General features: G+C 42.0%; 8 protein-coding genes. 4 read left to right on the top strand and 4 right to left on the bottom strand.

Annotation, left to right across the window (positions count from 1 at the left end):
- Positions 1-77: 77 nt before the first annotated feature.
- On the bottom strand, positions 78-1,817 hold the full coding sequence (locus ACJJIQ_RS06075; protein WP_445364026.1) for a WD40/YVTN/BNR-like repeat-containing protein: 1,740 nt from the start codon (positions 1,815-1,817) through the stop codon (positions 78-80).
- Positions 1,818-1,927: 110 nt separating this feature from the next.
- Here ACJJIQ_RS06075 and ACJJIQ_RS06080 point away from each other — a divergent pair, with 110 nt between their 5' ends.
- Both ACJJIQ_RS06080 and ACJJIQ_RS06085 read left to right on the top strand, forming a co-directional pair.
- Positions 1,928-2,590: a hypothetical protein gene (locus ACJJIQ_RS06080; protein WP_445364027.1), complete on the top strand. Its 663-nt coding sequence runs from the start codon at positions 1,928-1,930 to the stop codon at positions 2,588-2,590.
- Positions 2,587-4,557, top strand: coding sequence for an alpha/beta hydrolase family protein (locus tag ACJJIQ_RS06085; RefSeq protein ID WP_445364028.1), 1,971 nt, complete (start codon positions 2,587-2,589; stop codon positions 4,555-4,557). Before ACJJIQ_RS06080 ends, ACJJIQ_RS06085 begins: the two co-directional genes overlap by 4 nt.
- 68 nt (positions 4,558-4,625) lie before the next feature.
- On the opposite strand, the gene ACJJIQ_RS06090 is transcribed toward ACJJIQ_RS06085, so the two are convergent.
- Together ACJJIQ_RS06090 and ACJJIQ_RS06095 are read right to left on the bottom strand one after the other, a co-directional pair.
- A complete protein-coding gene (locus tag ACJJIQ_RS06090) occupies positions 4,626-5,402 on the bottom strand; it encodes a LytR/AlgR family response regulator transcription factor (protein WP_445364029.1) in 777 nt (258 codons plus the stop codon).
- A gap of 7 nt (positions 5,403-5,409) precedes the next feature.
- Positions 5,410-6,435, bottom strand: coding sequence for a sensor histidine kinase (locus tag ACJJIQ_RS06095; RefSeq protein WP_444916925.1), 1,026 nt, complete (start codon positions 6,433-6,435; stop codon positions 5,410-5,412).
- Positions 6,436-6,829: 394 nt separating this feature from the next.
- On the opposite strand from ACJJIQ_RS06095, the gene ACJJIQ_RS06100 reads away from it, so the two are divergent.
- Positions 6,830-8,647, top strand: coding sequence for a haloalkane dehalogenase (locus tag ACJJIQ_RS06100; protein WP_444913523.1), 1,818 nt, complete (start codon positions 6,830-6,832; stop codon positions 8,645-8,647).
- 350 nt (positions 8,648-8,997) lie between these two features.
- Positions 8,998-10,761, top strand: coding sequence for a DUF885 domain-containing protein (locus ACJJIQ_RS06105; protein ID WP_445358173.1), 1,764 nt, complete (start codon positions 8,998-9,000; stop codon positions 10,759-10,761).
- Positions 10,762-11,350: 589 nt separating this feature from the next.
- On the opposite strand, the gene ACJJIQ_RS06110 is transcribed toward ACJJIQ_RS06105, so the two are convergent.
- Positions 11,351-12,514 carry an acyl-CoA dehydrogenase family protein gene (locus tag ACJJIQ_RS06110; protein WP_444932955.1) on the bottom strand — a complete coding sequence of 388 codons (1,164 nt, stop codon included), beginning with the start codon at positions 12,512-12,514 and terminating at the stop codon, positions 11,351-11,353.
- Position 12,515: the final 1 nt, after the last annotated feature.

Below are 12,515 nucleotides of genomic sequence, written 5' to 3' on the forward strand. Positions count from 1 at the left end.
AGTAAAACCATTCTTTAATATAGTTTACAACTAAAATAAGGTGGATACATTGGATATTTGTATCCACCTTATTTTTTCTAGAAATTATCTTGTTGTCTTACCTGGTTCCAACTGGCCCCTAAGTCGGTTGATTCGTAGAAATCACCATTGGCACCATCGCAGGAAACTAATAAACGATCGGCAACAAGAGGAACTATAGAGGTACAATAGTCTGTAGGTGGTTTATTGTCTGTAGATATCCAGCTTTTTCCGCCATCCGTTGTTGTTAAAATTCTGGTTTCTGTTTCACGATTCCTACCAGAAAAGTTACTTTGTGAAAAACCAACAATCGCAACGGCTTCATTGTCAGTTGAGAACCAGGGAACGGATCGAAATATGAAATTTCTATTTATACAGCGATTTCTGGAAGACTTACTCTCTTTACATTCTTTAATATACGTAGTTATTTTATCCTGGTTGCCATTTTTATCAATTTTGTAATAGGTTGGCTTTCCTGTCCAGGACCAGAAGCCAGCTTCCTCGACACCTAACTGAACTGCGCCTGCGTCAATAATTGCATTTAGGTCAAAATCATCTACTGTTTTTTCAATCATCCAACTTTCAGGATCATAGATGAAGATTTCGCTATTGATTGGCGAAAATATAATACTTCCATATGTAGATTGCTCACGGACAGTTATGTAGTTCTGGCCGTTGAATTCAAAAATAGTTGTATTATATATATGTTGGTCACTTTTGGTGTGAGCTTTCATTTCCCCTATTTTTACTTCTGCAATATGCTTCCATCCTTGACCTGATCTTGAGGAGTATTGATTCAAAAGTTTCCACTTTACTTGTGAATTTGCTACTACTCCCCTATAGATATTCACTTCGAAGTCGCGAGTAACTAGAAGTTCTATCTCTCCTGTATCTAGAAGTTTCAGGTTTTCAATGTGAGCATTATGCTCCAATGATATGTCTAGCCAATCCCCTTTAGCAGAGCGCCAGAATAGCGCGCCTTCACTCCCCCCGACTACTAGATCACCATGATTATTTTGTGCGATAGCCGTTAGTTCATGATTGGTGTCAACAGCATCAAGCTCCCAGTCCCCGTCGGGAGTACGTTTCATAAATACGCCGACCTTTCCAAGAAAGTAGATGGAACTATCAGGGGAAATATACTCTTCGCTGTATGTCAGAGGATTCTGTGCAATGGATATATAAGCTGACTCACGCTCTTCATCATTTTCATCGATATGCCACCCGTTGATTGATTGAGGATCGTATTTTATGAATGGAAAGTGCTTTGCAATTACCTCCCCTTCTTTTGATTCAGGCGCGCGAATCAAAAGGTCAAGGTATCTGTCACCTTGTGGCTTTGGATAATAGATCAAAGTACCAAGATCAGTGACCTCACCCTGCGTAACTGAAAAGGTCCCCAGCTTCTCATCTGCACTTACGAAACGGCTGTACCATCCATTACCGTTTGAATAGAACGCCCGAATGCTACTAATAGAGTAATTCCCTGGTTTGACAGAAGAGGCAAATACCGTTGTACCATTTAGCTTTGGTCGATCCGCAAGGAGACGTTCGGGTTTTATGGCCTTAGACTCGTTTAAGTTTTCCGGGTTAATTGTGAGTTGATTAAACGGCAGGGCAACTCCAGATGCGTTAATGATTCGGGCGACAACAATTCCATCTTGTTCGTTAATAGGGGCGTCTTCTTTCAATGCCGGTAGCATATTAACTTGCACCGCACAACCTTGTAGAAATAATAAACAGACCGTTAAAAGAAGTGGGCAAGACTTAACGTACCTGAGAGCGTTCATCCCTGACATATTATTCTCCATAATTAGAACCAAAGCTTGCCAATTGTATTGCATTTGGCTCTGAGATAGTATTCAAAACGTTGTCACTCATTTATAAATAAACATATGGAAGTGTTATTTTGACACTAAATTTAAGAAGCGTGATGCCGATAGGCTATCAGGCAAGTGGAGTTAATACTCTTCTTAAAGGCATAATATTTGCGGCAATCCTTGTGTCTGAATCAGTAATTGCTCGGGCGCTGTCATTGGTACCCTATGATAGTCCGCCTGAGTTAGAGGGCGGGCGTGGGTATGTTTTGGTAAAGCTCGATGTAGGAGGTACTGCGCCCTCAATAGAGTTTGCTAAGATGTACGCTAATGGAAATAAATACCTGCTGAGTGGGCAAAAATATAAACTGCGAAAGAAAGGTCGTTATAAAGTCAGCCTCAAGGATAAGTCCGAAGGTTTTTACCTGATGACAGTCCCAGCTGGCCTGTACCAAATTACCCAAATAAATGCACCTTACTTCAATCTTCCCTACAAGCTAGATACTGCTAAGCAGCGTACTTGGCGTTTTCATGTGGAAGCTAAAAAAACAAATTATATTGGTAGCTTGTTTATAGGTAAGCAAAGAAAGTCAGATACGGTAGAGGTCTATTTCAAAAATCGAATAGCAACAGATTTAGATGGAATTCAAGAAGCTATAAATTCATTAACTGAGTTGTATCCTCTGGTATCTGGTGCGGGAGTGCAAGATGAATTCTTGCAAAGTTGGTTAAGTCCTTTGGAGATAAACCAATGATTGTTTTTTTTCGAGGGACTTTATTGGTTTTGTTGTGCATTCTGGTGAAAATTGGTCCAGTAGTAGCAATGCCAGCAGAAAGCTACTTTAAATCGATTGATACTATAACAGCACAAGTCAGTCCAGATGGAAGATTGGTAGCGTCCATTAAGCAGAATGATGCTAGTCAAAAGTTAGATATTTGGAGTCGTGAAGATGGGTCTAGTCATACCCTGATTGATCTCGAAACATTGACATCCAGGGACGCATCAATTCAATTTATCCGTTGGGTTGGCCCAAAGTATCTTGTTGCCCAGTTTAAGGAAGTCAAGAAGGGTGTTAAAAATTTATTAGATACCAAGCCAGCTTATCGACTATTAGTGCTTGATGTCTCAGGCTCCGAAGGCCAGCCTCCAGAAATATTTGAGGTAAAAACACCAGGATGGTTGGTCCATGCGTTGCCAAACAGGCCGGGCCATTTTCTGTATGCAAAAAGTGGGATTTACTCCAAGGTATACAGCATTGACGTATCTAAGCTTAACCGATTTAAACAGAAGGCAAGTAAACTTTTACGAAAAGATGGAGGCCAGTTTACAGTTCAGAATGAAGTGGCTTCAGTTGAAGGGTATGCGATACGCTGGTTTTTTGATCCATCAGGGCAGCCAAAGTCAGTTTTGTTTTTCAATGACAGCGAGCTTCATTTGAGTAAAGTTGTTGATGGACACTCTACCGCCCCAATAAAGAGTTGGACTGAAGAAGAGTTGGAAGAGGAGCCCGCCCCCGGAGCAGAGCATGGAATCCTTGTACCGGTGTCTATAAGTCCAGAGTCTGGAACTTACTTTTGCTTAGATACTAATTCGGAGAAAGATCGGATAGTTTACCGCTGCAATTTCACTAGTGGAGAACAGAGCATAGCTTATCGATCTGATAGCTACGATATTATCGATCTGGTAATAGAGCAATCGACAGGGGAGTTAATTGGTGTAAAGGTCGTTCATAATGGACGGTTAGAATATCAATATATTGATGAGGATAGACAAGAAAAAAATGGCATGGCGAGTCTACTAAAAACAACAGTAGGAAGAAGCCTCGATAGTACTATAGAGCTTTACTATAGCGAGAGCCACGGCCAACCAGGACGTTATTTCATTAGCAGGAAAAACCAGAAAATTGACCAGCTAGTGGCCTCAAAATTTCCACATTTAAATGATCAGCTTGAGAGTCGCCAATACCACGAGCAGGTTAAAGTGGAGGGATTGGATATTCCCTATATATTGACCATGCCAAAAGGTAACGGGCCATTCCCTCTTATAGTTATGCCACATGGTGGTCCTCTTGGCGTTTTTGACCATCAGTATTTTGACTACTATACACAGTTCTTTGTGGCGAATAATTATGCCGTTTTAAGGGTGAATTATCGAGGGTCGAGTGGTTATTCAACTGAGCTGGAGGAAGCGGGTGTTCACCAGTGGGGTAACTTAATGCTTGAAGATATATTTCAAGCAACAAAGGTGGTAAGTGACCGAAGCGATATTTTGTCTTCGGAAATTTGTTCTGTTGGAATGAGTTATGGTGGATATGCTGCACTAATGATGGCTATCAAACACCAGCAATTGTTCCGCTGTGCAGTCAGTGTGGCCGGTGTCACAGATGTTAACCTCTACCTGAACTCACCCTATGCAACTGAGGCTCAAAGTAAGTGGATGCAGGAGAATGTTGGAGATACTGTTAAAGACTATGGCAAACTGAAGGACATTTCACCGGTATATCTGGCACAAAACCTTCAAAGGCCTGTATTTATTATTCATGGTGAGAAGGATGAAACTGTTGATGTTGAACATATGTACCGCATGAATATGATGTTAAGTAAGTTTGATAAGGACTATGAGTGGAAACTATATCCAGATATGGCTCATGGCCCTACTGATAGTGAGCACCATAGAGCTATTTTTGGGTCGATCATCAGTTTCCTTAAAAAGAATATGTAGGTTTCTGGGATTATGGAGGCTCGGAGTAATTTCATAGCAGTATTTGTGGGATTACTTAGAGCCATCTATTACCCACTTAGAGAGCTAGCTGAGACTTTAATACTCTCCTTTAAGATGGAAAGAAAACTGCGAGATACTGGGATAAGTGTATCTGTTCCGGAAAGTCGGACAAAATGGCGTCGTGACTGTAACTTTAATTCAAGGATTCTATGGCTGTTAATGATGTAGCTTCGATGTAATCGGTAAAAAGTTTCCTTAGGTAGCTGCTCACTGAAACTGTCAAGTGTCATATCTGAAATAATGGTGTTTGTATTGTGAGATTTAACTCCTGTCTCGGTAAGGTGGATGCGACGATAACGACCGATACTGTCGATATAGTTAATTTGGTCGTATTCAAATATCTTCATTTGATTATAATCACTCAAAACCAATCGGTTTCCGCTTGTCGAAGACGTCTGTTGCCCTAAGGCATACATCTCTTGCCGTAATATCTTGCGAATGCTTTTCTTTATTAATTCTGGGTGAGCAGGCTTTGTCAAATAGTCAATTGCATTTGTGTCAAACGCACGTAGGGCATAGTGCTGATAGGCTGTTAGGAAGACAAGTTGATAGTTTATATGTTGAGTTGCATTAGCCACATCAAAGCCATTCACCTCTGGCATTTCAATGTCAAGGAATACGATATCAGGGCTTTTGGTTATGATCTGCTTTATCGCTGACTTTCCATCAGTTACTTGCGCCACAACTTTCAATTCATCGAAGGTGTTGATTACTTCTATTAGATTGGATCTTGCTGCAGGTTCATCATCGACAATAATTACTTTTTTAGTATTCATTTTCGCCATTTTCAACCTACGGGGTTATGGATGAATTTACTTGTGGGAAGCGAATTTTCAAACTTGCTCCTTCACCGCTTGAATTTAACTTAAGGGCGTGGTTGTCACTGAAGTTGACTCTTAATGTTTGAGTAAGAATACGCAATCCTTCACCATAAGTGATGTTCTTGTCATCAAAGCATGCCCCTGTATCCTGAACTTCCACTTCTATGTAACTATTATTTAGTTCCACATTTACACTCACATGACCACTTTTGGCGTAGGGTGCAATACCGTACTTTATGGCATTTTCCACAGCTGGCATTAATAGTAATGAAGGTATATTCATTCCATTCAAATTTTGTGGACAGTCAATATCAAAGGTAAATCGATCCTCAAAGCGCTTTTGTTGCAGCAATAGGTATAACTCGATTAATCTTAGTTCTTCCTCAATAGTTATCCATTGGGTTTTGGTTAAGTTGATTGTGTCGCGTAATAAATCGGAAAGGCTGTAAATGAGCTCTTTAGCTTTTGATGGGTGCTGAATGACTTCTGATGCAATCAAATTTAGAGTGTTAAATAGAAAGTGAGGATTTGATTGCATTTTAAGTATTTGTAGCTCTGCCTGTTGTGCATGAAGCTGCGAGCGATAGAAGAAACTTTGCTGTTGAAATATATATATGGCAAAAATATAAACTGTGGATTCAAGTAGCATTATCGCCAATGGTAATATTTTAATATCAGGTACTTTGAAAGTTAATGGGGGTTCTACGATCGGTGCAATGCTTATAAATAGAAAAATGACTACAATTGGTCTAAGTAAGTAGGTGTGTTTTTCTTTTAATAATCGTAGAGGGCTGTTGGGAAGATTTTCAATAAAAATGAAAAGAAGGTGACATAAAATAAATGTTCCCCATATTTTAGCTGTAGCCAACAGGAAGAGGTGGGGGGTTAGTGACTCAAGTGAATAAAGTGTAGCAGAGACGATAAAGATATTCACCCATGGCCATATTAGAAGAAATATCCATGCTTGGATCTTATTTATTTTGCGAAATTCAAACAAGGTTCCTTGCCTATATTGCATTCAATATCGATTTTATATATCAAAATATCAACAGTGAATGATATAGGTAATCTCATATGAAAGAAACTTGCCATTTGCTCCATTGAGCTTGAAATATGCACCGTTCATACAAAACATTCTCGATTGCAAGCAAATTTTTAAGTATCTAAGCATAAGTTTATGTATCTCAGGTTCTTAAATTGTCGGAGGTTAGTCATGTGCTTTTTTATTGAGTTTTCCCTGTTTAATTAATGATAAAACTTCCAACAGTTCTGGTCGTGCGGAGATTTTCACCATCCGCACAATTCTGTTATAGGTGGATGATCTGATGGTGATATGAATATCCTCTCCAGTTAAAGGAATTTATATTTAATGTAAAAGGAAGGTTTATATTATGAATTATTCTTTTGTCTCTATATCTATAACTCCCCAATATATCTCTCTATTCCGGTGCCTGTTCGGTATCTGCTTTTTGGGTTCCCTATTGGTTGCTTGTGACTCGGATGACTCTGAAGATGTCTCAGGGACAGAGATTCCCTTAGTTACAGGTCCAAATAGCGATGCTTGTAAATTGTCTGAAAGTGAAATATATGCAACCGCTACGGGTTTGGAATATATTGTTACTCCCGATGCCTGTTTTGACTCCCTTTCAGGATATGAATTTGAGCCAAGTTACGTAGAAATTGACGGCTTAAATATGCATTACGTGGATGTTGGGCCTGATAATGGCGAAGTTATATTGTTACTACATGGCCAACCCAGCTGGTCCTATTTATACCGAAAAATGATCCCGATCCTTGCTGATGCCGGTTACCGAGTGATTGCACCAGATAATATTGGAATGGGAAGGTCAGACAAGCCGATCGACGTCACAGTTCATCAATATGAACAACATGTTGCTTGGACTAAGGCGTTTATTGATAAGTTAAATTTAACTGATATTAATCTATTTGTACAAGATTGGGGAAGTGTTATTGGTCTTCGTATTGCAGGTGATATGCCACAAGTTATCGGAAGGCTAGTTGTCGCGAATGGTGACCTTCCGGTGATTCCATTGGGGGGAAATCCTTATATATACCCGACTTTTGAGATTGATGAATCACTGGGTGATGCAGAAACATTCTTTACTTCAAAATCGACTGACAGGGTGGAGGGATTCCAACAATGGATTAACTATGCTTCTAGTGTACCGGAATTAATTGCTGGAGATGTGGTACAAACATTGACTATTAACCTGCTAAGTGATGAGGAAGTACTTGCGTATAACGCCCCCTACCCAAATATTGAGTATAAAGCGGCAATACGAGCATTTCCTGCGATGATGGTAGGCATTGAAATGCAGAATTTTTCTGCCTGGAAAACACTTGGAGCTTTTCACAACCCATTTATGTTTAATGCCGGTGAGTATGATATCAACTTGGGGAGTATTGAAACGCAACAGAAGTGGGTGGAGCATGTACCAGGTTCGGATGATGGTGATCATAGGCGCTTTGCTGCAGGCCACTTTATTCAAGACGATGTAGGCGAGGAATTGGCCATACACTTTTTAGATTTCTTGCGAAATACTACGGTTGAGGAACCATTGCAAGCTGGCGGTCCACTCTTTAATTTTCGCTATTGTGAGATATTACTGTCTTATCTAGACGGAGCTGAGGAGTCAACAGAGATTTGGGGTACCCCGGGTGTTAATTTTTGTCCCCAAAGTCAGTGGGATGCTATCAACTTCAACGATATAGAAATTGAGTATGGTGCGCTTTTTGCAATCCCTAATGGGCCGCGTTTTTTTGTGGTGGATGAAATTTTAGGTGGCGATATTGTCTCACCCAGTCCGGATGATGAATACCGTTTTTTTGGTGACTTAGAAATGCGCTTATTGACTACCATGAATTATAGTTCTGATCTCGGAGAGAGTGTTTCCTATATTCCTGGACAAGTACTAAGGAATAATACTTGGTTGTTTTATGAAGGTCGCCGTGTTTATGAGCTAACTGATATCAATGGGCAGGTGTATATTATGCAATCATTTAGTCGTATTGAGGTCTCTGATCTTCAGTTTGACGATTTAAAAGACCTGGGAAGTCGCCTCAATCTGCCAGAAGGCTGGACATTTAGAAGTCGCATTCTAAGTGAGCCATTAGAAGTCTCCGCCATCAATGGTATTGCTGAGGTTGTACAAGACGACTTAGGTAATAGCTACCAGTTAGTGCCGTAATATAAATGAAGTAACATTCATCGGTGTTATAAGGAATTACTGTTCTTTAAGAAGCCCATTTTTATTAAAGTGGGCTTCTTATGCATCGCCATACCCTTCAAGTGCATAGGTTAATGGAGGCTTAGGTGGTCTCTATGTCAAGTTGCTAGCGCTTGTTACTTGTGACTCTGCCAATTAAACGAGTTTCACGCTCTATCCCTGGGATTTATCTATAAATATCCTCGCTTCGCCGATATTCCGCATTTGAGGTGTTGAAACTCATTTTGTTACAGTGCCTACTATAAAATAGGAAATTGAAGTTTTCTTTATAGAAACCTTTTTAATGAGTTTTATGTTGCGGTCTTATAAGAATGATTAATGTAAAAAGAGCGGGTTTAGGTGTATTGGTAGTTTCATCGGTCCTAATGGGGTGCTCAGTTACTGATAACCAAACTGATGTGGCCGGTAGGGAAGCTATTGACAACTCGGCGCTACTCCATGATCTAGCGGATCAATATGCTGAAGCTTATTTAGAAAACTTCCAGCCGTACGCTTACTTCTCAGATATGGAGCTGGACAGGCACAACCTTTTTTTAAGTAACTCCCCCAGTAACGCTGCCTCTCTAGCGGCATCTGAGGACAGAATACTCAATAAATTGGCAGAGATAGATCTTAATGGTCTAAAAAGTGATCAAGAGAAGGTATTCTACTTCAAACTAAAAGAGCGATTAGAGTCCAATGTTGGCCTAAGGGTGTGTAAGACTGAACTCTGGTCTGTTGATCATATGTTTGGGCCTCATATCATTCTTGGCTTTTTGACCGAGGTTCAGCCGGTTGAAACAGCCCAAGAAAAGGCAGATGCGATTGAACGTTGGCTTGACGCGGCTCGTTACTATGAGCAAGAAATAGCCAATCTCCGCCGGGGGTTAGAGCAAGGTTACTCCGCACCTCAGAGTGTGGTTAAGCGAGTCATTCAGCAAGTTGATGGCTTGACCCAAGTACCTATCGATGAGCACCCGTTCTTGGGGTTAGCGAAGAAAGCTGGGGACCCTGAGTTTGAAGCTGCATTTAAACAGGTGCTTTCAGATTACGTTATCCCCTCAATGGAGAATTACAAGAATTTTCTAGAGTCTGCCTATTTACCTGAAGCCAGAGCGGAGCTTGGTATCCATGCGATTCCTAATGGCCGTAAATGTTATATGGCTCAGTATCGTTCTTATACGACTTTGCAGAGAACACCTGAAGAAGTTTTTGAGTTGGGTTTAAGGGCTGTCAACTCAAACAAGAGCGAAGTGGTTCGCTTAGGCAAGGAGTTCTATCAAGTAGATTCCTATTCTGAGGCAGTGGCAAGGGCCAGTGAGGATAAAACTCAGAAATTTAATAGCGCTGATGAAATGCATCAGTTTTATGAGCGCCTGGTAGATAAGTCTAGAGATTTAACCGTTGACTTCTTCCATGAAATGCCTTTGATCGAAATGGAAGTAAAAGCTATCCCTGAGCATGAACAGGGATCAGGTCGCAGCGCACACTATATTCCGGGCACCAAGGAGCGCAAGGCGAGATTTGGATATGATCCGACAACTTACAAGGATGAGTCTTACGCTTCTGCAGAGAAGGTTACTATCCACGAAGGGTACCCGGGCCATCATATGCAAATTGCTCTCGTACAAGAGCAAGAAAAGTTTCACAAAATAGAAGATGCTTTGTCTAACTCTGCTTTTGCTGAAGGTTGGGGTAGGTACTCTGAACATCTAGCGGAGGAAGCGGGAATGTATCAGTATGGGTCAACCAAGATCCTAAGGAGAGCATGGCCTGCGCGAGGTATGGTAGCGGACACCGCAATGCATGTACTCGGTTGGAGTGATGAAAAGGTTGCGGAGTTTTTGCAGGATTCTGGCGCTTCATTTGCAAAAGGCCCGAGGACTCTGATGGACCGAATGGCGGTTATGCCTGCGCAGCTTACCTCTTATGATTCTGGTGCCCTCGAGATTTTCGCCTTGCGAGAACTGATGCAAAATGAACTTGGTGAAGACTTCGATATTAAGGACTTCCATGAAATCATTCTGAGAAATGGCAATGTTCCTATGGCCGTACTAAGTGAGCAGGTAAGGGATTTCATTCAGGACAAGAAGTAAGGGTAGCTGCATTTAAGTCTGATCTCGGGCTCGTGTTATTGCGAGCCTGAGCTACACAGTTGGGTACCAATTAATTTTTGAGTAAGTGTCAGCGCTATATAAGTTGGTTTCCCGAATTGGGCTATGTTTAACTTTTTTACTATAGTGGTTTTTTCCTTCCCAGTTACGATTTTAATCAGTCACCTAAAGTTATCTGATCTGATTAAGTACCAATTTGAGAGGTACCATGAAAAATGGCTTAGGGATGGAAGTCCGATGGCTTTGTTTTTCAAACCGAGGGGTTCTTCCTTTTATGCCTTTCATACTGTATGTAACAGGTTGGCTCGAGGGGAGAGGCCGGATTGGATCTTTGGTGATCCTTATGCAGAAATACTATTTGGGAAAGTGAATTTTTGGGATGAATTTTCTAAATATCACACAATTCTCTTCACTATCTCTATATTTTTATTCCTCTAGTAGTTGTTAAGATGGTTATAAAGTGGGTAGTTAATTGTTCTCTTAAGAAGTTGCTGCTGCCTGAGTCAAAGTAACTACCCCAAATAAAGCTTCGTAATTATTAATATGATGTTTTTAGGAGGCCTTACACTTACTAAATCCCCATTTGCCTGGACGCCAGATCCCGCATAATTTCTTCAGATCCGCCACCAATCGCATTCACCCGCACTTCACGATATATACGCTCAACACGGCTGCCGCGCATATAGCCTGCGCCGCCCAATACCTGCATAGCCTCCCGAGCGCAGAACTCAAGAGTTTCTGTGGCTTGGACTTTGAGTAGTGCGATATCCGCTACTTTGAGCTGATGTTGTTGCTCTGCCCAGGCACAGAGGTCCAGATAGGCTTGGGTGGCATTGATGCGTTGAAGCATCTGGGCAAATTTGTGTCGAATCACCTGGTGATTGGCGAGACGCTTTCCGAAAGTTTGGCGCTCCTGGGCCCACTCAATGGCATCCTGCAAGCAGACCCGGCTGAATTCTACACAGGAAGCGGCAATGCCCAGGCGCTCGCGATTGAAGTTGTGCACTATGGGCAAGAAACCTTGGTTCTCACCGCCAATTAGATTACTCGCGGGCACGCGCACCTGATCAAAAAAGATACTGGCCGTATCAGAACACCACCAGCCCTGCTTTTTATCGAGAAGCTGCCGGCTAACGCCTTCGGCATCCGCAGGGATTAAGAGCAGGGAGATACCGCCGAAGCCTTCCTCGCCAGTGCGCACTGCAGTAGTAAACCAGTTAGCGCGCATACCGCCGGTGATATAGGTCTTTTCGCCGGTAACGATATAGTCATCCCCATCACGCTCTGCGCGGCACTGAAGATTGGCTACATCGGAGCCTGCGCCTGGCTCGGTAACAGCCAGGGAAATATGCTTTTCGCCACGTAATACAGAGGGAATAACCTGATCTTTTAGGGCCTCACTGCCATAGTGCAGTAATGGGGGCAGGGCAATGCCGTGGACCATTAGGCTGGCGTAGAGGCCACCAGCGCCGGGGCGGGCTAACTCCTCTGCGGCAACAATCATATGGAAGACATCGGTTTCGATACCGCCGTAGTTTTCCGGATAACTCATCTGCAGAAGGCCAACTTCTGCGGCTTTTTTCCAAAGCTTGGCGGGCAGTTGGCCGTCTTCGTCCCATTGAGTGATGTAGGGAGTAATCTCACGGTCAACAAAGCGGCGCAACTGGGTGCGCCATTCCTGATGGCCTTCGTCGTAAAAGGGGCTTGCCATACGGGAGGCATCAATATCGTACATT

Source organism: Microbulbifer maximicatervae (SeqCode), assembly GCF_052468295.1.